Source organism: Aeromonas sp. sif2416 (assembly GCF_019218665.1).
GTDB classification, from domain to species: domain Bacteria; phylum Pseudomonadota; class Gammaproteobacteria; order Enterobacterales; family Aeromonadaceae; genus Aeromonas; species Aeromonas encheleia.
In genome coordinates this window covers 1-23,533 of the sequence record NZ_JAHUXC010000001.1, presented here as the reverse complement: position 1 = coordinate 23,533, position 23,533 = coordinate 1, and the positions used below count along the sequence as shown (strand labels likewise).

24 protein-coding genes and 1 pseudogene are annotated in these 23,533 nt (G+C 58.8%); 8 read left to right on the top strand and 17 right to left on the bottom strand.

Translation table 11 applies throughout. The features are described 5' to 3' along the window. Window positions 1-58: 58 nt before the first annotated feature. The gene (dinB, locus tag KW821_RS00125) at window positions 59-1,111 is read right to left on the bottom strand and encodes a DNA polymerase IV (protein ID WP_218289824.1); all 1,053 of its coding nucleotides are present in this window, start codon (window positions 1,109-1,111) and stop codon (window positions 59-61) included. A gap of 129 nt (window positions 1,112-1,240) precedes the next feature. Between dinB and KW821_RS00120 the strand changes: the two genes are divergently transcribed. Then, complete coding sequence (locus KW821_RS00120) at window positions 1,241-1,447, top strand: hypothetical protein (protein WP_042654094.1); 207 nt, start codon at window positions 1,241-1,243, stop codon at window positions 1,445-1,447. A 73-nt stretch (window positions 1,448-1,520) separates the two neighbouring features. Here KW821_RS00120 and nqrM read toward each other — a convergent pair whose 3' ends face one another. The 9 genes from nqrM to KW821_RS00075 all read right to left on the bottom strand — a co-directional run bounded on the left by nqrM (window position 1,521) and on the right by KW821_RS00075 (window position 9,365). Beyond that, window positions 1,521-1,745, bottom strand: coding sequence for a (Na+)-NQR maturation NqrM (gene nqrM / locus KW821_RS00115; protein WP_042654095.1), 225 nt, complete (start codon window positions 1,743-1,745; stop codon window positions 1,521-1,523). 11 nt (window positions 1,746-1,756) lie between these two features. Continuing rightward, window positions 1,757-2,794, bottom strand: a complete 1,038-nt coding sequence (locus KW821_RS00110) for an FAD:protein FMN transferase (protein ID WP_042654096.1) — start codon at window positions 2,792-2,794, stop codon at window positions 1,757-1,759. A gap of 3 nt (window positions 2,795-2,797) precedes the next feature. Next, complete coding sequence (gene nqrF / locus KW821_RS00105; protein WP_042654097.1) at window positions 2,798-4,021, bottom strand: NADH:ubiquinone reductase (Na(+)-transporting) subunit F; 1,224 nt, start codon at window positions 4,019-4,021, stop codon at window positions 2,798-2,800. Window positions 4,022-4,038: 17 nt separating this feature from the next. Then, window positions 4,039-4,635: an NADH:ubiquinone reductase (Na(+)-transporting) subunit E gene (gene nqrE, locus KW821_RS00100; RefSeq protein WP_005330713.1), complete on the bottom strand. Its 597-nt coding sequence runs from the start codon at window positions 4,633-4,635 to the stop codon at window positions 4,039-4,041. A gap of 3 nt (window positions 4,636-4,638) precedes the next feature. Further along, the gene (locus tag KW821_RS00095) at window positions 4,639-5,271 is read right to left on the bottom strand and encodes an NADH:ubiquinone reductase (Na(+)-transporting) subunit D (RefSeq protein ID WP_042654098.1); all 633 of its coding nucleotides are present in this window, start codon (window positions 5,269-5,271) and stop codon (window positions 4,639-4,641) included. Continuing rightward, window positions 5,264-6,052 carry a Na(+)-translocating NADH-quinone reductase subunit C gene (locus tag KW821_RS00090; protein WP_218289823.1) on the bottom strand — a complete coding sequence of 263 codons (789 nt, stop codon included), beginning with the start codon at window positions 6,050-6,052 and terminating at the stop codon, window positions 5,264-5,266. Before KW821_RS00090 ends, KW821_RS00095 begins: the two co-directional genes overlap by 8 nt. Beyond that, complete coding sequence (locus tag KW821_RS00085) at window positions 6,042-7,271, bottom strand: NADH:ubiquinone reductase (Na(+)-transporting) subunit B (protein WP_042654100.1); 1,230 nt, start codon at window positions 7,269-7,271, stop codon at window positions 6,042-6,044. Before KW821_RS00085 ends, KW821_RS00090 begins: the two co-directional genes overlap by 11 nt. 3 nt (window positions 7,272-7,274) lie before the next feature. Continuing rightward, window positions 7,275-8,618 (bottom strand): Na(+)-translocating NADH-quinone reductase subunit A, encoded by a 1,344-nt coding sequence (locus KW821_RS00080; RefSeq protein WP_042654101.1) that lies wholly within the window; start codon window positions 8,616-8,618, stop codon window positions 7,275-7,277. Between the two features lie 438 nt (window positions 8,619-9,056). Then, on the bottom strand, window positions 9,057-9,365 hold the full coding sequence (locus tag KW821_RS00075; RefSeq protein ID WP_042654102.1) for a BolA family transcriptional regulator: 309 nt from the start codon (window positions 9,363-9,365) through the stop codon (window positions 9,057-9,059). A gap of 215 nt (window positions 9,366-9,580) precedes the next feature. Here KW821_RS00075 and KW821_RS00070 point away from each other — a divergent pair, with 215 nt between their 5' ends. The 5 genes from KW821_RS00070 to KW821_RS00050 all read left to right on the top strand — a co-directional run bounded on the left by KW821_RS00070 (window position 9,581) and on the right by KW821_RS00050 (window position 14,433). Continuing rightward, a complete protein-coding gene (locus tag KW821_RS00070) occupies window positions 9,581-10,726 on the top strand; it encodes a methyltransferase (RefSeq protein ID WP_218289822.1) in 1,146 nt (381 codons plus the stop codon). 24 nt (window positions 10,727-10,750) lie between these two features. Continuing rightward, a complete protein-coding gene (locus tag KW821_RS00065; RefSeq protein ID WP_218289821.1) occupies window positions 10,751-11,326 on the top strand; it encodes a YajG family lipoprotein in 576 nt (191 codons plus the stop codon). Between the two features lie 14 nt (window positions 11,327-11,340). Next, window positions 11,341-11,916, top strand: a complete 576-nt coding sequence (locus KW821_RS00060) for a peptidylprolyl isomerase (RefSeq protein ID WP_218289820.1) — start codon at window positions 11,341-11,343, stop codon at window positions 11,914-11,916. A gap of 161 nt (window positions 11,917-12,077) precedes the next feature. Beyond that, window positions 12,078-13,469: an MFS transporter gene (locus KW821_RS00055; protein ID WP_218289819.1), complete on the top strand. Its 1,392-nt coding sequence runs from the start codon at window positions 12,078-12,080 to the stop codon at window positions 13,467-13,469. A 157-nt stretch (window positions 13,470-13,626) separates the two neighbouring features. After that, window positions 13,627-14,433 carry an outer membrane protein OmpK gene (locus tag KW821_RS00050; RefSeq protein ID WP_033132094.1) on the top strand — a complete coding sequence of 269 codons (807 nt, stop codon included), beginning with the start codon at window positions 13,627-13,629 and terminating at the stop codon, window positions 14,431-14,433. A gap of 132 nt (window positions 14,434-14,565) precedes the next feature. Here the strand turns inward: KW821_RS00050 and KW821_RS00045 are convergent, their stop codons facing one another. Next, entirely contained in the window at window positions 14,566-15,048 is a 483-nt protein-coding gene (locus KW821_RS00045) for a YajQ family cyclic di-GMP-binding protein (RefSeq protein ID WP_033132093.1), read from the bottom strand. Window positions 15,049-15,250: 202 nt separating this feature from the next. Here KW821_RS00045 and KW821_RS00040 point away from each other — a divergent pair, with 202 nt between their 5' ends. Both KW821_RS00040 and KW821_RS00035 read left to right on the top strand, forming a co-directional pair. Continuing rightward, window positions 15,251-16,198, top strand: a complete 948-nt coding sequence (locus KW821_RS00040) for a ketopantoate reductase family protein (protein ID WP_218289818.1) — start codon at window positions 15,251-15,253, stop codon at window positions 16,196-16,198. A gap of 33 nt (window positions 16,199-16,231) precedes the next feature. Continuing rightward, window positions 16,232-16,792 (top strand): DJ-1 family glyoxalase III, encoded by a 561-nt coding sequence (locus KW821_RS00035; RefSeq protein ID WP_218289817.1) that lies wholly within the window; start codon window positions 16,232-16,234, stop codon window positions 16,790-16,792. Window positions 16,793-16,816: 24 nt separating this feature from the next. Here KW821_RS00035 and KW821_RS00030 read toward each other — a convergent pair whose 3' ends face one another. The 6 genes and pseudogenes from KW821_RS00030 to tssI all read right to left on the bottom strand — a co-directional run. After that, complete coding sequence (locus tag KW821_RS00030; RefSeq protein ID WP_218289816.1) at window positions 16,817-17,500, bottom strand: DUF2931 family protein; 684 nt, start codon at window positions 17,498-17,500, stop codon at window positions 16,817-16,819. A gap of 422 nt (window positions 17,501-17,922) precedes the next feature. Further along, window positions 17,923-18,610: pseudogene (locus KW821_RS00025) on the bottom strand (DUF2931 family protein). A 251-nt stretch (window positions 18,611-18,861) separates the two neighbouring features. Continuing rightward, on the bottom strand, window positions 18,862-20,550 hold the full coding sequence (locus KW821_RS00020) for a DUF2235 domain-containing protein (protein WP_218289815.1): 1,689 nt from the start codon (window positions 20,548-20,550) through the stop codon (window positions 18,862-18,864). Continuing rightward, window positions 20,547-21,065 (bottom strand): DUF3304 domain-containing protein, encoded by a 519-nt coding sequence (locus KW821_RS00015; protein WP_218289814.1) that lies wholly within the window; start codon window positions 21,063-21,065, stop codon window positions 20,547-20,549. The genes KW821_RS00020 and KW821_RS00015 overlap by 4 nt, the downstream gene beginning before the upstream one ends. Then, entirely contained in the window at window positions 21,062-21,787 is a 726-nt protein-coding gene (locus KW821_RS00010; RefSeq protein WP_218289813.1) for a DUF4123 domain-containing protein, read from the bottom strand. Before KW821_RS00010 ends, KW821_RS00015 begins: the two co-directional genes overlap by 4 nt. Window position 21,788: 1 nt before the next feature. Beyond that, window positions 21,789-23,533: type VI secretion system tip protein TssI/VgrG (gene tssI / locus KW821_RS00005; protein ID WP_218289811.1), on the bottom strand; the 1,745-nt coding region annotated here is incomplete at its 5' end.

Sequence of the window (23,533 nt, the reverse complement as noted above, 5' to 3'; positions counted from 1 at the left end):
TCCTGACTTCTAAAGGTGTAAGTACTGTATCGGTTTAGGAAACTAAAACTTAACCATATCAACTCAGATCCAGGCTGAGTTGGTTGATTTCCCCGGCACCGGGCAGACCCACCACCAGGCCAAGCAGGCGAATGGGTTTTCCTTGAGCCCGTTGCAGCCCCTCGTGCAGCAGGTCGTGGAACAGGGCGGCCTGATAACCCCCGCGGCGGTAGACGGTGGTCTGCTGAAAGTCGGCAAACTTGAGCTTGATCCCCTGCCCCATCAGCGCCTCGGCGGGGCAGGCCCGGGCGAAGCGCAGCTCCAGCTCGGGGATGAGCTGGCTCAACACCTGCCAGCAGGCCGCCTCGTCCAGCACATCGCTGGCGAGCGTGGTCTCCACCCCTATGCTCTTGCGCACCCGTTGGGCCTGCACCGGCTGATCGTCCTGGCCCCAGATCCGCCCCGTCAGCATCTCCCCCAGCTTGCCGAAGCGGGCGCAGAGCTCCCCGGCAGAGAGGGCCCTGGCGTCCTCGCAGGAGTAGAGCCCCTGGGACTCCAGCCGATCCGCGGTCTTGCGCCCTATGCCGGGCAGCTTGCCGAGGGGCAGCTGGCGCACGAACTCGTCCACCTCCTGCGGCCTTATCACGAACAGGCCGTCCGGCTTGCGCTGCTCGGAGGCGAGCTTGGCCAGAAACTTGTTCGGTGCGACCCCGGCCGAGGCGGTCAGCCCCAGTTCGCTGACGATGGCGGCGCGGATCTCGGCCGCCATCAGGGTGGCGCTGCCGCCGCAGTTGGGGCTGTCGGTGACGTCGAGGTAGGCCTCGTCCAGAGAGAGCGGCTCCACCAGCTCGGTGTAGCGCAGGAAGATGGCGCGCAGCTGGCGGGAGACCTCCTTGTAGAGCGCCATCCGGCCAGGGATGAGGACCAGTGGCGGGCAGAGCTTCATGGCCAGGCCGCTCGGCATGGCGGAGCGCACCCCGAAGCGGCGCGCCACATAGTTGCAGGTCGAGATGACGCCGCGCCGATCGGCGGAGCCGCCGATGGCCAGCGGCACCTCGCGCAGGGCCGGGTTGTCCCGCATCTCCACCGCGGCGAAGAAGCAGTCCATGTCGATGTGAATGATCTTGCGCATACCACTGTATAAATAGACAGGCAATATTCCCATGCTACCCCAGCCCTGTCATTTCTGCCAGCACGCGAGCGGAGGAGAGAGAATAGACTCTTAAGGCACCGTTCAATCTGAGACTCAAGGAGGAGAGAGATGAGAAAATTCTGGCTGGGACTCTGCCTGCTGCCGCTGCTGGGCATGGCCAAGGATCAACCGACCGCGGAGTGCAGCTGGCTGTTCGAGCGCATCGAGCTGCTGGAGAAGGCCATCAAACAGGGGGACGAGCTCGGCACCCGGGAGGAGCTGGCGCGCTGGCAGGCGGAGTTCAACAAGAAGCGCTGTCGCCAGTACGACTACTGAGCGCCATAAAAAAGCGAGCCGACCATGGGTCGGCTCGCTGGCATTCGAGAGCTGTTGCGACCGGGGCCGCGAGTCAGATGATCCGGTTATCGACCAGCATCTTGCGACGGGCCTCTTCCTTGGCCATCTTCTTCTTGCGGTTGTCGCAGGGCTCCGGGCAATCACACTCCTTTTCGATCCCTATAGTGCCGAGCCCTCCACAGGAACCGGAAATGGTCTTCTTCTGGAAGATGTAGCCGATGGCCATGGCCACCACTACCGCCAGAAACACCCCGAAGGTAATCAGAAAAATCTGCATGTTGTTACCCCTTACTTCTTAACCAGATAGGGCTTGAAGGCATCCGAATAGGCCTCTTCGAAGCCGTCGTCCGTCTTGGTGATGATGAAGATCGCCAGACCCCGCTCCTTGGCATAGGCCAGGCTCTTCTGCGGCCCCATCACCATGAACACGGTCGCCAACCCGTCTGCGGTCATGCAGGAGGGGTGGATCACCGTCACCGATACCATGCGATGCTGGATGGGCTTGCCCGTCACCGGATCTATGGTGTGGGAGAAGCGCTTGCCATCCATCTCGTAGTAGTTGCGATACTCACCCGAGGTGGCTACGCCGTTGTCCCCCGGCAGGATCACCTCCTGCACCGAGCCGGCATTGGCGGTCGGCTTCTCGATGGCGACGCGCCAGGGGTGTCCCTTGCCGTTGACGCCATTGATGCGCAGCTCACCGCCGATCTCCACCAGGTAGTTGCGCGACCCCAGGGATTCCAGATACTCGGCGACCTTGTCCACCCCGAAGCCCTTGGCGATGGCGGAGAGATCCACGTAGAGATCCGGAATGTCCTTCTGCAGGGTATCGGCATCGGCGGAGGTGATCACGTGCAGGTTGCCCAGCCCCGTCTTCTGGCGGGTCTGGCTGATCAGCTCGTCGGACGGCACCTTGGTCGGCCGCTTGTCCGGGCCAAAGCCCCACAGATTGACCAGGGGACCCACGGTCACATCCAGTGCGCCGCGGCTCTCGCGGCCAATGTGAATGGCCTCGGTCACCACCCGTGCGGTGTCGCGGGACACCACCAGCGGGGTCGAGCCCTTGTGCTGGTTGAAGCGCGACAGCTCGGAATCGGGGCGGTAGGTCGACATCTGATCGTTGACCCGCTCCAGCAGGACATCGACTTCGGCCTGCAGCTTGGCCGCGTCTGTGACGCTGCCATCCGCCACCTTGATGGAATAATAGGTACCCATGGTGCTGCCGGTGATGTGGATCTCCGGCTTGGATTGGACCGTTTCCTGACCGCACCCCGTCAAGAAAAAGGCTAGCCCGAAGGCTAGCCAGGTCTTTACAACACTGTGCATGGATTAACCACCAAAGTCATCCAACAGGATGTTTTCGTCTTCAACGCCGAGGTTTTTCAGCATGTTGATGACGGCAGCGTTCATGACGGGAGGCCCGCACATGTAGAACTCGCAATCTTCCGGCGCCTCGTGGTTCTTGAGATAGTTCTCGAACAGCACGTTGTGGATGAAGCCGGTGTAGCCATCCCAGTTGTCTTCCGGTTGCGGATCGGACAGCGCGACGTGCCACTGGAAGTTGTCGTTCTCGGCGGCCAGCATGTCGAAGTCTTCGACATAGAACATCTCGCGCTTGGAACGGGCACCGTACCAGAAGCTCATCTTGCGCTTGGTCTTCAGGCGGCGCAGCTGATCGAAGATATGGGAGCGCATCGGCGCCATGCCCGCACCACCGCCGACGAACACCATCTCGGCGTCGGTGTCCTTGGCGAAGAACTCACCGAACGGACCAGAAATAGTCACCTTGTCGCCAGCCTTGAGACTGAAGATGTAGGAGGACATCTGGCCGGGAGGCGCGGTCCAGTTGCTGGGCGGCGGGGTCGCGATCCGCACGTTCAGCATGATGATGCCGAACTCTTCCGGATAGTTGGCCATGGAATAAGCACGGATGATCGGCTCATTGACCTTGGACTCCAGCTCGAAGATCTTGAAGCGATCCCAGTCCCCGCGATACTCCTCGGGAATATCGAAGTTCTTGTACTGCACGTGGTGGGCAGGGGCTTCGATCTGGATATAACCACCAGCGCGGAACGGGACGCTCTCGCCATCCGGGATCTGCAGCTTGAGCTCCTTGATGAAGGTGGCCTTGTTATCGTTGGAGATGACGGTGCAATCCCACTTCTTCACCCCGAAGATCTCTTCCGGCAGCTCGATGTCCATGTCGGAACGGACGGTGACCTGACAGGCGAGACGCTCGCCATGACGGGCTTCGCCCTTGCTGATGTGATCCAGCTCGGTCGGCAGAATATCGCCGCCGCCGGCTTTCACCCGCACCTTGCACTGACCACAGGAGCCACCGCCGCCACAGGCGGAGGAGACGAAGATACCGCTGCCGGCCAACACGCCGAGCAGCTTGCCACCCGCCGGGCTGGTGACAGCCTTGGCCGGGTCGCCGTTGATGCTGATTGTCACGTCACCGGCGGTCACCAGCTTGGACTTGGCGAACAGAATGACTGCCACCAGGGCCAGCAGGATCACGGTGAACATGACCACACCCAGAATAATTTCCATCTATATTTCCTTTCCGATTACAGGGAAATACCAGAGAAGGACATGAAGCCCAGCGCCATCAGACCCGCGGTGATGAAGGTGATGCCGAGGCCACGCAGGCCTTCAGGAACATCGGAGTACTTCATCTTCTCGCGGATCCCCGCCATCGCCACGATGGCCAGCATCCAACCGGCACCCGAGCCCACGCCATAGACCACAGACTCCACGAAGTTGTAGTCACGCTGCACCATGAAGGAGACGCCACCGAAGATGGCGCAGTTCACGGTGATGAGCGGCAGGAAGATACCCAGGGCGTTGTAGAGCGCGGGGAAATACTTGTCCAGCGCCATCTCCAGGATCTGCACCAGCGCCGCGATCACCCCGATGAAGGTGATGAAGCTCAGGAAGCTCAGATCTAGGCCGGATACCAGGGCGCCATCTTTCAGGACGTAGTTGTAGATCAGGTTGTTGGCCGGCACGGCCACGGTCTGTACCACAATGACGGCGATACCCAGACCCATGGCCGTCTTGACCTTCTTGGACACCGCCAGGAAGGTACACATCCCCAGGAAGAAGGAGAGCGCCAGGTTTTCGATGAAGATCGAACGAATCAACAGACTCAGATAGTGTTCCATACCTTAATCCTTTGCCTCCACCTGCTTGGGATCCTTGGTGCGAACGCCCCAGATGATCAGACCAATGATGAAGAATGCACTCGGCGGCAGCAGCAGCAGGCCGTTAGGCACATACCAGCCACCATTGTTCACCAGCGGCAGCAGCTCGATACCGAACCAGGTGCCGGAGCCCAGGATTTCACGCACGGTGGCCACGGCCAGCAGCACGGCGCCGTAACCCAGACCGTTGCCGATACCGTCCAGGAAGGAGGGCAGCGGGGCGCTCTTCATGGCGTAGGCTTCGGCACGACCCATCACGATGCAGTTGGTGATGATCAGGCCCACGAATACCGACAGTTGCTTGGAGATGTCATAGGCATAGGCCTTGAGCACCTGGTCAACCACGATAACCAGCGAGGCAATCACCGCCATCTGGGCGATGATCCGCACGCTGTTCGGGATCTGATTGCGGATCAGGGAGATGAACAGGTTGGAGAAGGCGGTGACCGCGGTAACGGCCAGCGTCATCACGAACGCCGTCTTCATCTGGCTGGTAACGGCCAGCGCGGAACAGACACCCAGCACCTGCAAGGCGATGGGGTTGTTGCCGAGCACAGGCGTCAACAGCAATTTTTTCATTTCGCTCTTGTCAGCCATTGTTGATTTCTCCTGCACGAACCTTGGCCAGGAAAGGACCAAAGCCCTTGGGTCCCATCCAGAAGTCAAACGTGTGCTGTACGCCATTGCCGGTCAGGGTCGCGCCGGACAGGCCATCGATGTCATGCTCGGAACCAGCCGGAGCATGCCCCTTGATCACTCGCAGTGCGGGCTGACCGTCTTGATCGAACAGCTTCTTGCCGACGAAGAGTTCACGCCAGGCCGGATTCTCGATCTCGCCGCCCAGACCCGGTGTTTCGCCGTGATCATAGTAGGTGATGCCCTTGATGGTTTGACCATCGGCCGCGACCGCCACGAAGGCGTACATGGTGGACCACAGACCCTGGCCGTAGACCGGCAGTATGATGTTGTCGACCTTGCCTTCTGCATCCTTCGCGAAGAACACCGGCACCAGCTTGGAGATCTGGCGCAGACCAGCCTTGTCGTCGGCCGGGGCCAGACGGGTGTTCTTGGCCGGATCCTTCGCCGCCAGCTTGGTGTCGAAGTTGTCGGCATCGCCGTCAACGAACTCACCGGTGGTCAGATCGACCAGGCGCGCTTCAATCTTGTTGCCATACAGCTGGGCCAGATCACGCTTGGCCACGGAGCTGACATCGACACCGGCAACGGACAGGATGTTGCTTTGCTTGTCCAGCGCCCTGTTTTCCAGCTGAGCCGGGCGCAGCCCCACGGCGGCCACGGAGACCACGATGGAACACACCAGACACAGACCGGTCACCACGGTGAGGGTACCGATGGTTGAGTCTTTATTAAACGCCACGTGCGATCCTCCGCTTGATGTTCGCCTGCGCCACGAAATGGTCAAACAAGGGGGCAAACAGGTTAGCAAACAGAATGGCCAACATCATGCCTTCCGGGAACGCGGGGTTCACTACCCGGATCAGCACTACCATGACGCCGATGAGGGCGCCGTACCACCACTTGCCCTTGTTGGTAAAGGCGGCGGAGACCGGATCGGTCGCCATGAAGGCCATACCAAAGGCGAAGCCGCCCAGCACCAGATGCCAGTGCCACGGCATGTTGAACATGGGGTTGGTATCGGAACCTATGACGTTGAACAGCAGGGAGGTGGCCACCATGCCGATCATCACACCGGCGATGATGCGCCAGGAGGCGATCCGCATGTAGACGATCATGGCCGCACCGATGAGGATCATCAGGGTGGAGACTTCACCGATGGAACCTGGCAGGTTCCCCAGGAAGGCATCCATCCAGCTGATGGCTTCGCCGGTGGCACCGTTGATCAGCGCCATCTGGCCGCCCTGGGCCCACTGGCTCAGCGCGGTCGCGCCTGAATAGCCGTCAACGGCCACCCAGACGGCATCGCCGGAGATCTGACCGGGGTAGGCGAAGAACAGGAACGCACGACCCGCCAGGGCCGGGTTCAGGAAGTTCTTGCCGGTACCACCGAACACTTCCTTGGCCAGCACCACACCGAAGGTGATGCCGAGCGCGGCTTGCCACAGGGGCAGCTCGGGCGGCACTATCAGGGCGAACAGGATGGAGGTCACGAAGAAGCCTTCGTTGATCTCGTGCTTGCGCACCATGGCGAACAGCACTTCCCAGAAGCCACCGACCAAGAACACGGTCAGGTAGATGGGCAGGAAGTGGGCCGCACCGATCAGCATCTTGCTGCCGATGCCGGCCACGGCCGGATCCAGCGAGGCACCCAGCAGGGTCGCGATGGTGTATTGCCAGGTATCGGCACCGGCCGCGCTGCCCAGATGGGCGATGGCGGCGATGGACTGATTACCGACGTTGAACATGCCCCAGAACATGGCCGGGAACACGGCCAGCCACACCATGATCATCATGCGTTTCAGATCGATCGCATCACGGACGTGGGCAGCATTGCGGGTCACGGACCCGGGGGTATAAAACAGGGTATACGCCGCCTCGAACAGGGCATAGTACTTGGAGTACTTGCCGCCCGGCTCGAAGTGATGTTCCAAATTTTCAAGAAGTTGCTTGAAACTCATCGCTTAACCTTCCAGTTCTATCTTGGCCAGGCACTCACGCAAGATCGGGCCGTACTCTGTCTTGCCGGGGCAGACGAAGGTACAGAGCGCCAGATCTTCCTCATCCAGCTCCAGGCAGCCGAGCGACTGTGCGCTGTCGGTGTCGCCGGAGACCAGATCCCGCAGCAGCAGGGTCGGCAGGATGTCGAGCGGCATCACGCGCTCATAGTTGCCGATAGGCACCATGGAGCGATCACTACCGTTGGTGGTGGTAGTGAAGTTGATGAGTTTGCCCTTCATCAGATGAGAGAGGGTGGTACGGGTGATGGAGAACTTGTCGGCGCTGGGATTGACCCAACCCAGGAACTCTTTCTCACGGCCTTCGCCCAGCACGCTCACCTGATTGTGGTAACGACCCAGGTAGTCATGGACCCCTTCGGCCTTGGCACCACTCAGGATGGAGCCGGAGATGACACGGTTTTCATCCGCGCGCAGCTCGTTGTTGGTCAGCTGGCTGATGCAGGCGCCCATGCGGGTGCGCAACAGGCGTGGCTTGACCACGTTCGGACCGGCCAGGGCGATCACCTTGTCGGTGAAGATCTGACCCGTGGTGAACAGCTTGCCGTAGGCGATCACATCCTGATAGTTGATGTGCCACTGCACCTTCTTGCTGCCGACCGGATCCAGGAAGTGGATATGGGTGCCAGGCAGACCGGCGGGATGCGGGCCAACAAACACGGCTTCCTTGACTTGCGCCAGGTTGGAGTGCGGCAGACTGCCTTCACCCTTGCAGACGTGGACGCTGCCATCGGTCAGGCGGCTCAGCACGCTCAGGCCATCGAGGAAGGCCTGGGCCTGTTCCTTGATGATGAGCTCGGCATTGGCAGCCAGCGGGTTGGAGTCCATCGCGGTGACGAAGATGGCACGCGGGGCAGAGCCCACTGCCGGCACCTTGCTGAATGGACGGGTACGCAATGCGGTCCACTGACCTGATGCGACCAGGATCTCCTGCACCTTGCTGCGCTCGAGCTGTGCAAGCTCGGCAGACGCAAAGTGTTCAAAGGTCACCTGCTCGTCAGAGCCATCGATGTCGATGACGACAGATTGCAGAACACGCTTGGCACCACGGTTGATCTCAGAAACCACACCGGTGGCAGGGGCCGTGAATTTAACGCCGGGATTCTTCTTATCTTCGAAGAGCTCCTGACCTTTAATGACGCGATCACCTACTTTGACGAACATAGTAGGACGCATCCCCACGAACTCTTCGCCGAGTGTAGCAACACGGGTGATGGCCGGGCCATCGTAGATTACTTGCTCCGGAGCACCCAGCACGGGGATGTCCAGTCCTCTTTTAATTGTAATCATACTCACTTGCACTACCGTTAAGGGAAGACAGGTTGGTTAGCGCCGAGAAATACATCACGACGAGTTGTTGAATGAGCCCGTCAATATCGCGGCAAATTGTCGATAAAACAAACAAATCAGCAACATACAGGTTCATTCAAAAGCGACTGAGTTTACCACCTTAGACAAGTCAGTCGCCACGCCAAATGGGGAAAATCCCCGCGCTATCACAAAATTAACCTCTAATGAATAATTCCCTGCCGCCCCTGCAACCCGTGGTTTTAAAGGATTTTTTGTTTTGCTACCCAGTTAGGGGTAATTTTACATGTCCCAAAGGTTGATTAGAAAAAGTAATCCTCACTCGCGGGCGATGCGCTCGGGGCCGGGGGCTCGCGCCACGAGCTAATTGTAATTATTTTGTTAATTAATCGACAATTGAGTAATGAAAAGGTCAACGACTCAGGCAAAGGGGGACTTGCTGACACAGCCCGGGGTTTTGGGGGCCTGCTCCCGCAATTGCCACTCCGCCTCGGTATAGGTATGCAGCGCCAGCGCATGGATGGCATGGGCCAACTCGTCCGCCAGCACGGCATTGACCTGACGATGGCGCCCCAGCAGGCGCTGCCCCTCGAACGCCTGGCTCACCACTATCACCTTGAAGTGGCTCTCGGAGCCCGGCTCCACCCTGTGCATGTAGCTCTCATTGATCACCTCAAGGTGGCTGGGGGACAAGGCTGCGGCCAGTTTGGCCTCGATCTGTTGTTGCATGCTCACGACAAAGACTCCCAAGATGGATGTCTGGCCATTGTAGCCAGGGTTGTGCCCCCGATGCATCAGGCCGGCGGGAAATAGGGCCACCACCGCGCGTCGCGCCGGGCTGGTGAAATTCTCCGCCCCCGCTAGAATAGCGCCACTTCACACGCCTGCCGGGCAGCACTCTGCGGGCAGTTGTCATCTATATGCATCATCCTGGACGCTTTCTTATGCAAACCCTTCTCGACACGGCCCATTGTCGCCTGACCCTGTATCGTTACCCGCGGCAGAGCCAGGATCCCCTGCAGGCCTGGGATGCGGCGGACGAGTACCTGATCAACCAGCTCGCCGAGACCCCCCTCGCGGCGGACGGCCCCGTCATCATCATGAACGACGGCTTCGGCGCCCTGACCGCCTACCTGCACGGCCATGCCCCGGTCTGTGTGAGCGACTCCTATATCAGCGAGCGGGCCACCCTGGCCAATCTGAGCGAGAACGAGCTGGATCCCGCGCAGGTCACCCTGCAGGATGCGCTGGTGCCACTGCCCGCGGCCCCCGCGCTGGTGGTGATCAAGGTCTCCAAGTACCAGGCATTGCTGGAGCAACAGCTGCTGGCCCTGCGCCAGGTGGTGACCCCGGCCACCCGCATCCTGGCCGCAGGCAAGGCGAAAGACATCCACAGCTCGACCCTCAAGCTGTTTGAAAGATACCTGGGGCCGACCCAGACCTCCCTGGCCTGGAAGAAGGCGCGCCTGATCCACTGCAGCGTCGATGACACGCCGGTCGCCGAGCGCCCGGCCCTGACCGACCCCTTCCCGACCACTTGGCCGCTGGAGGGCAGCAACCTGCTGATCCACAACCATGCCAACGTGTTTTCGCGCACCAGCCTAGATATCGGCGCCCGCTTTATGCTGGATAATTTGCCTGTGCACAGTGCACGCAAGGTGATCGATCTGGGTTGCGGCAACGGGGTACTGGGGCTGGCGCTGCTGGCGCGGGATGCCGAGGTGGAGGTGACCTTCATCGACGAATCCTATATGGCGGTCGCCTCGGCGCGGCTGAACGTCGAGCACAATCTGCCGGATGCCCTGCCCCGCGCCCGCTTCATGGTCAACAACTGTCTCGACGGCGTCGCGGTCGGCGCGGCGGATCGGATCCTCTGCAACCCCCCCTTCCATCAGTTGCAGGCGATCACCGATCATATCGCCTGGCAGATGTTCAGCGACGCGCACCGGGTATTGCCTCAGGGGGGGGAACTCTGGATAGTTGGCAACCGTCATCTGGACTATCACAACAAACTCAAGCGCCTGTTTGCCAACGCACAAGTCGTTGCATCGAACAGCAAATTCGTTATTTTGAAAGCCATCAAACGCTAAAGATAAAGCTAAAGGAAACCCACGATGAAAAAGTCACTCTTGCTGCTGGCCGCCCTGATGCTGGGTGGTTGCGCCACTCACTGGCCGGAGACCGCGCTGCTCAACCCGCAGGTAATCCCCTCCAATCAGCAGTACTACGCTGGCAACCGGATCACCATGGAAGGGGTGGACAAGCGCGAGGCCGCCTATGTCTTCTCCATCAAGAAGAAAGAGAAGGCCGCCGTGCTGGTCAACAGCGAGCAGCCGCTCAACAACCTGCTGGCCGAAAAACTGGCCGAGGGGCTGCGCAGCCAGGGCCTGGAAGTGGGCAACAGCGGTACCACCAACCTGACCCTGGCCATCTCCACCGCCGCGGTCAATGTGGAAGAGAAGACCTTCACCTATGTCACCAAGTCCAAGGTCAGCCTGCAGGTGATCGCCGACTTCCAGGGCAGCAAGCTGACCAAACAGTTCAACATGTCTTCCAGCAAGGAAGAGCCGGGTGAACCGAGCATGGCCGAGCTGGAGTCCATCCTGAACCAGCAGCTTGGCAGTTTATTGCAGCAGATCATGGCAGACGAGGCGCTGCGCGGTTATCTCAAGGGCCAGCCGACGAGCTGAGCGAGGATAGTTAGATGAAAAAACTCTGGTTACTGGCCATGCTGATCGCCCCGCTGGCGTTCGCAGGCCCCAAGGTCAGGATGGAGACCAACCACGGCAATATCGTGATCGAGCTGGCCTCCAAGCAGGCGCCGCAGACGGTGAAGAACTTCCTGCGCTATGTGGCGGACGGCAGCTATGACGGCAGCCTGTTCCACCGCGTGATCCAGAACTTCGTGGTGCAGGGCGGCGGTTACAACCAGCAGTTCCAGCAACTGCCGACCTTCGAGCCCGTGGTCAACGAGTCCAAGGGCGGCCTGCCCAACAAGCGTGGCAGCATCGCCATGGCACGCACCCAGGCGGTGGACAGCGCCACCCGCCAGTTCTATTTCAACCTGACCGACAACGATAACCTCAACGCCAATGCCGGCGCCGGTTATACCGTGTTCGGCCAGGTCGTCGAAGGCATGGAGGTGCTGGACAAGCTGGCCCAGGTGCAGACGGGCTACAGCTCGATCCTGCGCGCCAACGACGTGCCGACCAGCCCCATCATCCTGAAAAAGGTGGTGTTGCTGGCCGAGAGCAGCACCGACAAGAAAGCGAGCAAGTAACCCCGGCTCATCCCTGTCGCCATGCAGTGACAGAGATTGCCGTCCGGCTGAAGGCCCACCCCGCTTGGGGTGGGCCTTTTGTCTGCCGCCTGTCGGGCTTGCCTTGGCTATCCCTCCCGAACCTGACAAAATGACCCCCTTTTCCCAGAGGAGTCAGGCATTTGAACACTGTTCGCCCCCCGAGCCGCACAACAAGCTGGCGCGACTCTCTCGTCGTCTATCTGGAGAGGCGGGTTCTCACCCTGTTTGCCATGGGCTTCTCCTCCGGCCTGCCATTGTTGCTGGTGTTTGGCACCCTCTCCTTCTGGCTGCGTGAGGCCGATGTCAGCCTGACCGACATCGGTTACATGAGCTGGGTCGCGCTGGCCTACGGCTTTAAATGGATGTGGTCACCGCTGGTCGACCGGCTGCCGCTGCCGCTGCTCTCCCGATTGCTGGGGCGGCGGCGCAGCTGGATGCTGCTCTCCCAACTGCTGATCGCCCTCTCCCTGGTGGGCATGGCCTACTGCGATCCCAAGACCCAGCTCGCCCAGCTCGCCCTGTTTGCCCTGCTGGTGGCGTTTTGCTCCGCCACCCAGGATATCGTCATCGATGCCTATCGTATCGAGTCGGCCCCTGAGCGCTTGCAGGCGGCCATGGCGGCCTCCTACATGACGGGGTACCGGCTGGCGATGATCATGGCGGGGGCCGGCGCGCTGGCGCTGGCGGCCTGGCTCGGCAGCAACAGCGGCTACGACTACCGCGGCTGGCAGCTCACCTACCTGCTGATGGCGGGAATGATGTCCCTTGGCATCATCACCACCCTGCTCAGTCATGAGCCCGATATCGATGTGAAGCGTCAGGATGAACAGCAGGCGATGCGCAAGACGCTGCTGCTCGGCCAGGGCTGGCCGCGCCCGTTGGCGGGGTTGGGGGCCTGGATCTACGAGGCTATCTGGTGCCCCTTCGCCGATTTCTTCCGCCGATACGGCGGCTCCGCCCTGCTGATCCTCGGGCTCATCGCCTGTTATCGCATCTCGGACGTGGTGATGGGGGTGATGTCCAACAGCTTCTACGTGGATCTGCAGTTCAGCAAGACGGAGGTGGCCACCATCACCAAGGTGTATGGCGTCATCATGACGCTGGTGGGCGCCGCGCTGGGGGGCGTGCTGGTGATGCGCTTCGGTACCCTGCGCATCCTGTTTCTCGGCGCCGTGCTCACCGCCAGCACCAACCTGCTGTTTGCGCTGCTCAATCAGGTCGGCCACAACCTGGAGCTGCTGACCCTGATCATCTCGCTGGACAACCTCAGCGCCGGGATAGCCACGGCGGCCTTCGTGACCTACCTGTCGAGCCTGACCAACGTCGCCTTCTCGGCGACCCAGTATGCGCTGTTCAGCTCCATCATGTTGCTGTTGCCCAAGCTGCTGGCCGGTTTCTCCGGCCACTTCGTCGAGCTGTTTGGCTACAGCAGCTTCTTCATCGGCACCAGCCTGCTCGGCATCCCGGTGATGGTGCTGATCATAATGGTAGCCAAACGAAACAAACACTTGTCTTCGAAAGCGAACAAATAGCAAGCGTTTGCGCCAATGAGGGGGTGATTAGATTCACAATTCCTGACAAAGTTCCCTGGCTCTTGTTTATCCGCTGAATTTATTTGGCTAGAATCCCTCCCGCTCCTTGTGGGCAGGCTACGGAAAACCTCAACTAAATACACAAGAGACCAATAAAATGGCCAAATTTACCAAGACTCTGATCGCTGCCGGTCTGCTGGCTGCCTCCGCCACCCCGGCTTTTGCTGCCGATTACAGCGGTGACATCCATAAGAACGACTACAAGTGGTTCCAGTTCAACGTGATGCACACCATCGATCAGATGCCCTACAGCGAATCTGAAGGTGGTTACAACGATACCTACTTCGAAATGGAGTTTGGTGGCCGCTCTGGTATCTTCGATCTGTACGGTTATGTCGACGTCTTCGACATCTTCCAGAACAACAGCGACGACAAGCACAACCAAGACAACCTGTTCATCAAGTTTGCACCGCGTATCTCCATCGACGGCATGACCGGCAAAGATCTCTCCTTCGGCCCGGTGCAAGAACTGTACATCGCCAACCTGATCAACGTGGGTGGTCCGGATGGTCTGTTTGAAGCCATGACCGGTCTGGGTGCCGACGTACAGGTGCCTTGGTTCGGCAAGGTTGGCATGAACCTGTATGCCCGTCACGTCAACGAAGGCAGCGGCGAGCAGGGCTGGAACGGCTATCAGTTCTCCATGAACTGGTTCAAGCCTTTCTACACCTTCTCCAACGGCAGCTTCATCGCGTATCAGGGTTACCTGGATCACCTGTTTGATGCCAAGGACACCTCCACCGACGGTACCGCCATGTTCAACGGCCTGTACTGGCACTCCGACCGCTACGCCGTCGGTTACGGCCTGAAGTACTTCAACGACATCTATGGCATCCAGAACGGCTCCTACGGCCTGAAGACCACAGGTTTCGGTCACTACTTCTCCGTTACCTACAAGTTCTAATCGAACGGGTATCGCGGACACAAAAAACCGGAGCAGCTGCTCCGGTTTTTTTATGGCTCGACCATCGACTGTCTTGCCATCGAACGTCTTGCCATTGAACAAGGGGGAGGGCCGAACCCTCCCCGCCTGCGATCAATCGCGGAAATTCTGGAACTGCATCGGCTGACCCAGCTCGGCCCCGCGCACCAGTGCCATGGCCTCCTGCAGATCGTCACGCTTCTTGCCGGTGACACGCACCTCGTCACCCTGGATGGCGACCTGTACCTTGATCTTGGAATCCTTGATCAGCTTCACCAGCTTCTTGGCGATCTCCTTCTCGATCCCCTGCTTGAACTTGACGTTCAGGTGGAAGCGTTTGCCGGAGTGGACGCTGTCACCCACGTCGATGGAATTGCCTTCGATGTTGCGCTTGAGCAGGGCTCCGCGCAGGATCTCGACCATCTGCTTGAGCTGGAAATCGGCATCGGCCTCCAGCTTGACTTCTTCTTTGTTCAATTCGAAGCTGGCTTCAACACCACGAAAATCGAAACGGGTCGCCAGTTCACGATTGGCGTTATCGACGGCGTTCAACACCTCGTTCATTTTGACTTCAGAGACAATATCGAATGACGGCATGTCAGGGCTCCTCAAGTTGCGCTTATAGGGGGGCAAATCTACCAGAAAACCGGCAAATTTGCTGATTTCGATGGGGCTGCTCTGCTAGAATCCCCTGCGCACAGGAATGGCGAGACCCGTTAGTGTCCGCCATGCGACATCTTCACTTATCCCCGGCAGGTGGTTGTTCGGAACGCAGCCCCTACCTTGATTGAGCCTCTCCATGCCAAGCGGATTACGCGATTTAAACCTTAAAAACAGCCGACAGCCCTCCTCCCCCCAATGGTCACTGCTGGGCTGTGGTGCCCTGGGTGGCGTGTTCGCATCCCTGTTGACCCTGAGCGGCCAATCGACCCGCGTCTTGCTGCGCGATCGGCACCGCTCTACCCTGCACCCCGGCATCGATTTCACCTCGCTGGAAGGCCATACCCAGCTGATCGCCATCGAGCGGGGCTTCGTCAGTGAGCCCGGCCAGATCAAGCGACTGCTGGTGATGACCAAGGCCGGTCAGGTGGTGTCGGCCCTGACCCCGCTGGTGGGCAAGCTGGTGGCAGGCATCCCCATCATCTTGCTGCACAATGGCATGGGCATCGCCGAGCAGGTGGTGCAGCTGTTCCCGCACAACCCGGTGATCGCCGGCGTCACCAGCCACGGCGCCATGCAGAACGGTCACTTCGTGTTCCGCCATACCGGCAAGGGTGAGACCTGGCTAGGCCCGGTCAACGAGGCCGCCAAGGCCCACGCCGGCCTGGCGGACGAGCTCGCCGCCGCCCTCGGCCAGGCCGGTTGGGATGAGCACATCCTGGCCCGCCAGTGGCAGAAGCTCGCCATCAACTGCGCCATCAATCCGCTGACCGCACTGTATAGACTCAAGAATGGCGATCTGACCGGCCCCCGCTTCGCCGACGCCCTGCAGCAGATCTGCGTGGAAGTGGCGGACGTGATGCAGGCCGAAGGCCAGCCCACCAGTGCCGAAGAACTATTGCGCCGCGCCATGATGGTGGTGGAGCTCACCGCCGACAATTACTCTTCCATGTATCAGGACATGGAGTTGGGCCGCGAGACCGAGATCGAGGCCATCACCGGCTTCCTGCTGGCCAGAGCCGCCCAGCACGGCATCGCGGTGCCGGTCAATCAGGGCCTCTATCAGGCCATCAAAGAGAAGAGCTGAGCCCGGCTGGATAGCCGGCAGAAGGAGTGACAGATGAGCGTACTGGTATTGGTAGCCCCGGGTTCGGAAGAGATCGAGACCGTCGCCATCGTCGACACCCTGGTGCGGGCCCGCATCGAGGTGTTGCTCGCCTCCTGCTGCCCGGCGGGTCTGCGCCAGATCCGCGCCTCTCGCGGGGTGCAACTGGTCGCCGACTGCCACATCGACGAACTCAGCAGCCGTGACTTCGAGGCCATAGTCGTGCCGGGCGGCCTGCCCGGCAGCGAGACGATCCGCGATACGCCGCTCGCCATCGACCTGCTCAGGGAGCAGGCGGCGCTCGGCCGCTGGCGGGCGGCCATTTGTGCCGCCCCCGTGGTGGTGTTGCAACATCACCATCTGCTGGGGGATGCCAGCGTCACCTGTCACCCGGCTTTTCAAGCAAGCCTGCCCGCCGCACAGTTGAGCACGGCGCGGGTCGTGCGGGATGATGCCCATCGCCTCATCACCAGTCAGGGACCCGGCACCGCCATCGAGTTTGCCCTCGAGATAGTACGGGTGCTGCGCGGTGACGAGGCCGCCCTCGCAGTCGCCGGCCCCATGGTGATGCCATAAAGCGAAGGTTGTGAACGCGGCTGGCTAGTTGACTGGCTCCAGATCTGTTCTGGGCTGTTTGGCGCGGTAGGCATCCATAATCGGAGCCCAGTCCATGCCCATCGGCACGGGATATTGCTTGAATAGCTCGCCATATTTTTTGTCGAAATCATCCATGCCATATTGGTGCGCCACAGAGACCTTTTTATCATACCAATCATCGGTCACCTCTTCGGCGATGCCACGGGCAAGCAGCTGGTCAGGCCTAATCCTGAATCCCTGTAACAACACTTCAAAATAACCACCAGGGGCTAACCCAAAATATAGCCAATGGCGACGCTCAACCTTTCCATCGACCATGTACTCTTGTCGTATCCATTTTTCCAGATCGGCGGGTAAATCTACCTTGATGCGATAGCGTTTACGATCGTGAAATGAAACCATCTCAATAATGGCTTTATCTGGTACAGGAGCCCCATTAGTCGGCCCACCATCTCCTCCACTCCAGTAGTATTTTTTTTGAATAATACGCTTTTCACTAGTCTCTGGCCCTCCCCCTCCGCCCGGATAACTCACGATCAAACGGTCATTGCGATAAAATTCAGCTTTACTAGTCCAAATCTCATCAATATTACTTCCGGTTCCATAAATCCAATAAATCGGCTGTACTGCATAAACCGCCAGAGACCACACAAGGTTACTCAGGATAAATAATTTATTTAATATCATTCCTTTTTGTTCCCTATCAATTCGCGCCTTTCCTTGCTGACTGTTGCCTCGTATTTATTGGTATTAGCTGGGTTAGCAATCCCTTGACTACTGGCGCTATGATGCAAATAATCACGACGCAGCGCGCGATAATCAACGAGGGATAGTGAATAAGCCAAGTTTTCCACCACCTTTTGTTTTGTGGCTTATTGGATCCAAAGCTGATCCAGCGTAACCAGATTAACCACTGGTCGTTTAACGAGGTAGAGTCCGCACCTCATCCTATACGGTAAGATGTACCACCCCTTCGGCACAATCGGCCTTTAGATGGATATGGACATTATAGAATGAGATAACTATATAAAATAAACAGAGGCAGGAAACGTCCACAATAGAGCTATTGTTAACTCGTTGCTAGTGCCATAATTCAATATTCAAGCCTCTCAGTTGACCGGTTCTTGATCTGTTTTGGGCTGTTTGGCGCGGTAGGCATCCATAATGGATGCCCAGTCCATCCCGAGCGGCACAGGATATTGTTTGAATAACGCGCCATATTCCTTGTCGAAGTCGTCTATTCCATATTGGCGAGCTACCGAAACCTTTTTATCATACCAGTCGTCAGTCACCTCTTTGGCAATGCCACGGGTGAGCAACAGATCAGGGCTCAATTGCAGTCCCCCTCCGGTTAGCACGACCTCAAAATAACCACCGGGAGCTAGGCCGAAATAGAGGCGATTTCGGCGATCATAGCGCCCGTCAACTAAATAAGCTTGGCGCATCTGTTTTTCTAAATCTGCGGGTAAATTCACCTTGATGCGGTAACGCTTGCGATCATGAGATGAAACCATCTCGATCACGGCTTTATCGGGTACAGGCACGCCGTCCGTAGGCAGACCACCACCGCCAGCCCAGTAATAGCGCTGCCCTTTTATGCGATCGGCAAGCAAGCCGCCAGCCCCCCCTCCAGCCAAGCTGGTCGGCATAAACCAACTCGCCATCACGATAAAACTCTGTCTTGGTATTTGTAGTTCTATCGATATTGCTGCCGGTGCCATAACGCCAAGAAAAGGGCTTTAGCGGCGCCTCCATCGCGCAGGCCAGCAAGGGGCAGAGCATCCCCAGGATCCACATCCATCGCTTTATCATCATGATTCCTTGTTACCTATCAGCTCGCGTCTCTCCTTGCTGACAGTTGGTTCATGTCTATTTGTATTGGTAATATATTGGCTGCTGGCACGGCGGTGGGGATATATAAAAACCTTCCTTCTTCCTCATCAATATCAAAAATATTCTCAGTCTGCGGATGGCCTGTATGTGCTTATTACCCAGCAGACTCAACAATGCGGCCGACCAATTTTTATATGGCTGCATGCAACAGCCTCCTAACCTGGCTCAACGGCCTCAATGCCACGGGGAACGAAGAAATTGTTACTGCTAAGCATGGTGTTGGCCTGAGCGTCGAGGATGGCGTGCATGAGCTCCTTCGAGCTGAAGTCATGCATGAAATAGTTGAAGAATGCATCAACAGTTGGTGGAACTCGCATTGAGTCATTAAAAAACTTCACCCGCTTGGCAGCCTGTACCGTCTTGCTGTTGTAACGTTGCCACATCACGATGTCATCTGCATCCTTCCCTACCTGCTCAAGCCAGCCCCAACGCGCCTTGAGTTCAGCGCGTTCACTACCACGCGCCACTTCCAGACGAGCCTCGTAGTCGAACCGCTTTTCCCCCAGCCAGGTGCAGTAACAAGTCATATGGCGTTCAAAACCTGCCGGAGTCGGGTCGACTCGACCGGCCCACTGCTGGTAATAGTCGCTGAAATCCTGCACTGAGCGTCCCGCCAAGTTGTCCAGCATAACGAAGTAGCTCGCCACTTTGCGGGATGTTTTTTCCAACGACCGGAAGTTGGGGAAGGGCACTTGAGCCCGACGAGCGGTATCAAACATTTTTCTAAGCGGCACCCGGCAAAGCTCGGCACTGGGCCGCTGTTCGTTGGGCAGTAAGCCCCCAGTAACATCTTCGCTGATGCCAGGGCAGAGCTCCTCCCGCCAACCTGGCTTGAGCGGCCCAAGGGGTAGCAGGGGGCGATAGTCTCTCCGCTCGTGGGCGGCAACCAGATGAAGGGCTCGCTTGACGGCAGGATGGAGTGGCTTGTCATACTCGATCACCTTGGCCCCAGCCACCACGCCCAACGGCACGCCAGCCGGATTCTTGGTCAACAGACCTGCCCAGTCAGATACCTCCGCAACAGTGTCCCCCATATCGAGCAGGCTACGCCGTGAGCTGTCGAACAGACCAGCGAAGATCACCTCGACCTTGCTCTCCTCGTAGCGGTACTCGTTGCCCACTTTGGTACAGACTGACTCCAGCAGCTCCTCGATAAAGCGGCGGGCAAGAGCCGCCCCCAAATCTGCCCCGAAGACCGATACCTGGATCAACTTGATGGGAAGCTTGTTCAGTTCTTTGGAAGCAGACACGCTCAGTTTGAACTTATTCTTGGCATAATCGACTCTGGCATCGACCCCGGTCATAAACAAGTCGGCGACCCACGGGAGATCCCGGATGGGGGCTATGGCCTCAACCAATGCTCGCTTGGCCGCATTTTTGGCCGCTGAGGCCGATGCCTCGAAACTGCTCTTCAGGGTCAGCATATCGCCGAGTTTATTGGTCAGAACCTTGCTCCAATCCCCTTTGACAGCTTCGACCACAGTTTCTTTAGCCTGATCTTTCAGATCGTCAAGGTAATCGCCAGCCAACGCCTGCTGCCTTGCATCCAGAATGCTGTCCAGTCGCTCAGCAGTGGTGTCATCAAGCTGCGTGCCCAAGCCAGGAATATAGACTTTGTCATAGGTATATGAAGATGTCAGTGCTGCGGTCATTTCCCTTGGATGTGCTCGAAACAGACGCCCTACATTGGTCAACCGCTGACTGTCCTCATCAACATTTATATTCCGCTGGCGACCATCGAAGAAGAAACCAATCTGCAATGCTAGAGAGCAGGTGCCAATACCTGCCTGATGGAGGCTCTCCTCACGAGCTATGCGGCATGCTAAATCATCCCTGTCGATCATCTTCCTTTCCTCGTACGGTAGGTGTCAACGATACTATCCATCTCTACAACGCAGCTATGGGCCCAGCGTACCATCGGGGTATTGTCAGGTAGCATCAATACACAGAAATCATCCTGCCCCTTTTCCCGTTTGGGCATGGGCAAAGTGACCGAGTGCTTTTCAAATTGGTAGCCTGCTTTCTCTTGCTCCTCGGTCATATCGAGTTCCCAATCGATCTTCACCGTGTCGCCGTCGATCCGATAGGGACCAGCACTACCACCGCCAGCATTTAATCCGTCAAACGCAAACGCATTACTGCCCATTTTACCGTTGACGTAGACGTAGCTGATGGGGCGGTCCATCACGGAAGCAACGTCGATAGAGGCCCCGCCATGACGCTCCTGCACCAGAAACGTCCATCCCAGCCAGAGCACCAGTACAATGGCACTCAGCCAGCGTCCCCAACGAGGCATCAAGTCCCACGCTGCCGTAGCCATCGTGGAGATAAATCGTGTCAGGCTTCTTTCTACTGTCATGCTTGTCTCTTTTGTTCTTCCAGGGCAGAACGCCCACCTTCCAGATAGGCCAATCCCCAGAGCATTAACTGAGCGTCGGTTGCCCCAGTTTGCTTGGCTTTGTCGAGCGCCTTGCGGACCATGGCCATCCTCTCACAAGGCGGAAACTGAGCGATGTTCTCCCCTGACTGCCAGAGAGCCAGCAGGCGATGGGCTTGCGGTGAGCCTTCCAGTGCCTGATAGAGTGCCGGGGTCAGTTGGAGCAACTCTGGTTCTGTCGGGGGGATAGACAAGACCAGCTCACGCCAGTTGCCATCGCACTCCCGCAGCCACCAACAGCTGATGCCGCCAAAGATACCGCCAAGCCAGGGCGCATTCTGCTGGTCAAGCAACAAGGGTAAGGCATCAGGTGTATAGAACCGCAACAACATACTGTACTTGCCACCCGGCTCTATTACCCTTGCCCCGAGCGCCAGTTGCTCTTGCAGGGCTTCCACTGGTCGCTCGCAGTCAATCAGCCCAACAACATGCCCTTGCTCGGCGAGTTCGGCAAGCAAGCCTGCATCCAGTTGTGAGCACAGCCAGAGCCAGGGGCCAAGATTGACCAGATCAAACAGGTCGTCGTGCAGATAGAGCGGCAAAAAACGCCCCTCATTCAGCCTCTCTCGCTGCTCGGCACTGAGATTGGCCGCTTCGAGAAGTGCTACCGTCTTTCCTTCACGCCAGATTGATTCAGGTAGCATCTTACTCTCCCTTCACCACGGCATCGCCCTGAGCCATGGCTCTCAGCATGCAAGGAATACAGACCGGCTTTTCAAGGGGCGGCATAGCCTTAAACAGCGGCGGCTTGGGTGGGGCTACGACCTCTACCGCACCGGGCAAGCTCGGCATCTGCCCACCCCAGCCGGAGCCAGCCCCCGGACTGCCACCCGAGTTCATCTTGATGGAGCCGCCGCTGAGGGTGACACCGCTCGGGTCGATTTTGACGAAGCTACCTCCCACTTTCAGGGTCAACTCGGAGCCCGCCTCCATCACTATTTTCATGCCCGCCTTGTGGTGCACCTCACTGCCCGCTTCCACCAGTAGGGATTGACCCAGCTTCTGGTGCATAGACGCATCCACGGTGAGCGAGTAATCAGCCTTGACCTGGTCCCGCTTCTCCCCCTCCACCATCAGATGGTCATTGGCCTTGATGCGGGCCACCCGCTCATTGTCGATGTCGGTGTGCTGGTCATGCTTGATGTGCCAGGCCGCATCGTTCTCAATCAGCACGTTCAGGTCTTTCTGACCGTGAAGGTAAATCTCTTCCTGCCCCGCCTGGTCTTCGAAGCGCAGCTCGTTGAAGCCCTCGCCCTGGTGGGTCTCGGTGCGCAGCACGGTGCGGGTCTTGTTAGCCGGTAACTCGTAGGGGGGTCTGTTGGTGGCGTGGAAGGTCCGGCCTGTGACTATGGGCTGGTCCGGGTCCCCTTCCAGGAAGGAGACAATCACCTCGTGGCCGATGCGCGGGATGGCCAGCATGCCGTACTGTCCGCCGGCCCAGCCCTGGCTCACCCGCACCCAGCAGGAGCTCTGGTCGTTGGAGCTGCCATATCTGTCCCAGGGGAACTGCAGCTTCACCCGGCCATGCTCGTCGCAGTAAATCTCCTCCCCCTCCGGCCCCACCACGGTGGCAATTTGCGGGCCGTCCACCATCGGCTTGTGGGGCACCTGTGGGCTGCCGATGCGGGCACGCCAGCTGGTGCTCGCCTTCACCACCGCAAATTCGTTGTGGTAGACGGTGGGGCCGCTGCCGCCCTCTTCCTCCAGCGCCTGCGGCTGCAATCCGGTGTGGCTGATACGCACCACTTGCCAGTCGGTGTTCAAGCTACCGTTCGGGTGCTCGGTCAGGGCAAAGGTCTGGCCCGGCAGCAGGACCGCGCAGTTGGACTTAGCCAAGCCGGTCACCGCATCGTTGCGCAGCGCATCCAGCCGGTGCTGGGCAAAGGCCTTGCCGCTCGGGTCCAGCTTGTAGCGGCCCGGGTAGTCGAAGTGCTGGTAGGTATCGCGCTGGTGTTCAAGCTCGGCCCCCAGCTTCTTGTGGGACAGGCCATAGGCCGGGGTCTTGAAGCTGTAGTCTTTCAGCTCTACGTCGCTCGGGCGCACCGCCTCCCGGTAGTGGAACTGGCGCACGTAGGGCCCCTGCTCCAGCGAGCGGTTGCCGAGGTTGAAGAACAGCTCGGGGCCGGCGGTCAGGGCCGCCGCGTCGTCGGCAAACACGATGCGGTGTTTGCCTGCGTCGAATTCATGGAAGTAGAACAGCCCCTCTTCGGCGGCGAGCCGGTTGACGAACGCGAGGTCCGTCTCCCGGTACTGCACGCAATATTCCCGCTTGGCATGCTCGTTTTTCAGAGCGAAGGCGTAGTCGGTGATGCCGTGCTCTTGCAGCAGGATGGAGAGGATTTCGTCGGGCTTCTGGGCCTGGAACATGCGGGAGTTCTGGCGCAAGGAGA

Coding starts and splice junctions, on each gene's coding strand:
- KW821_RS00110 (WP_042654096.1), bottom strand. CDS start 2,794: ATGCACAGTGTTGTAAAGACCTGGCTAGCCTTCGGGCTAGCCTTTTTC.
- KW821_RS00045 (WP_033132093.1), bottom strand. CDS start 15,048: ATGCCGTCATTCGATATTGTCTCTGAAGTCAAAATGAACGAGGTGTTG.
- KW821_RS00065 (WP_218289821.1), top strand. CDS start 10,751: ATGAAAAAGTCACTCTTGCTGCTGGCCGCCCTGATGCTGGGTGGTTGC.
- KW821_RS00075 (WP_042654102.1), bottom strand. CDS start 9,365: ATGCAACAACAGATCGAGGCCAAACTGGCCGCAGCCTTGTCCCCCAGC.
- KW821_RS00095 (WP_042654098.1), bottom strand. CDS start 5,271: ATGGCTGACAAGAGCGAAATGAAAAAATTGCTGTTGACGCCTGTGCTC.
- KW821_RS00015 (WP_218289814.1), bottom strand. CDS start 21,065: ATGACAGTAGAAAGAAGCCTGACACGATTTATCTCCACGATGGCTACG.
- KW821_RS00085 (WP_042654100.1), bottom strand. CDS start 7,271: ATGAGTTTCAAGCAACTTCTTGAAAATTTGGAACATCACTTCGAGCCG.
- KW821_RS00035 (WP_218289817.1), top strand. CDS start 16,232: ATGAGCGTACTGGTATTGGTAGCCCCGGGTTCGGAAGAGATCGAGACC.
- nqrE (WP_005330713.1), bottom strand. CDS start 4,635: ATGGAACACTATCTGAGTCTGTTGATTCGTTCGATCTTCATCGAAAAC.
- nqrF (WP_042654097.1), bottom strand. CDS start 4,021: ATGGAAATTATTCTGGGTGTGGTCATGTTCACCGTGATCCTGCTGGCC.
- KW821_RS00070 (WP_218289822.1), top strand. CDS start 9,581: ATGCAAACCCTTCTCGACACGGCCCATTGTCGCCTGACCCTGTATCGT.
- KW821_RS00010 (WP_218289813.1), bottom strand. CDS start 21,787: ATGCTACCTGAATCAATCTGGCGTGAAGGAAAGACGGTAGCACTTCTC.
- KW821_RS00050 (WP_033132094.1), top strand. CDS start 13,627: ATGGCCAAATTTACCAAGACTCTGATCGCTGCCGGTCTGCTGGCTGCC.
- KW821_RS00040 (WP_218289818.1), top strand. CDS start 15,251: ATGCCAAGCGGATTACGCGATTTAAACCTTAAAAACAGCCGACAGCCC.
- KW821_RS00030 (WP_218289816.1), bottom strand. CDS start 17,500: ATGATATTAAATAAATTATTTATCCTGAGTAACCTTGTGTGGTCTCTG.
- KW821_RS00060 (WP_218289820.1), top strand. CDS start 11,341: ATGAAAAAACTCTGGTTACTGGCCATGCTGATCGCCCCGCTGGCGTTC.
- KW821_RS00120 (WP_042654094.1), top strand. CDS start 1,241: ATGAGAAAATTCTGGCTGGGACTCTGCCTGCTGCCGCTGCTGGGCATG.
- KW821_RS00020 (WP_218289815.1), bottom strand. CDS start 20,550: ATGATCGACAGGGATGATTTAGCATGCCGCATAGCTCGTGAGGAGAGC.
- dinB (WP_218289824.1), bottom strand. CDS start 1,111: ATGCGCAAGATCATTCACATCGACATGGACTGCTTCTTCGCCGCGGTG.
- nqrM (WP_042654095.1), bottom strand. CDS start 1,745: ATGCAGATTTTTCTGATTACCTTCGGGGTGTTTCTGGCGGTAGTGGTG.
- KW821_RS00080 (WP_042654101.1), bottom strand. CDS start 8,618: ATGATTACAATTAAAAGAGGACTGGACATCCCCGTGCTGGGTGCTCCG.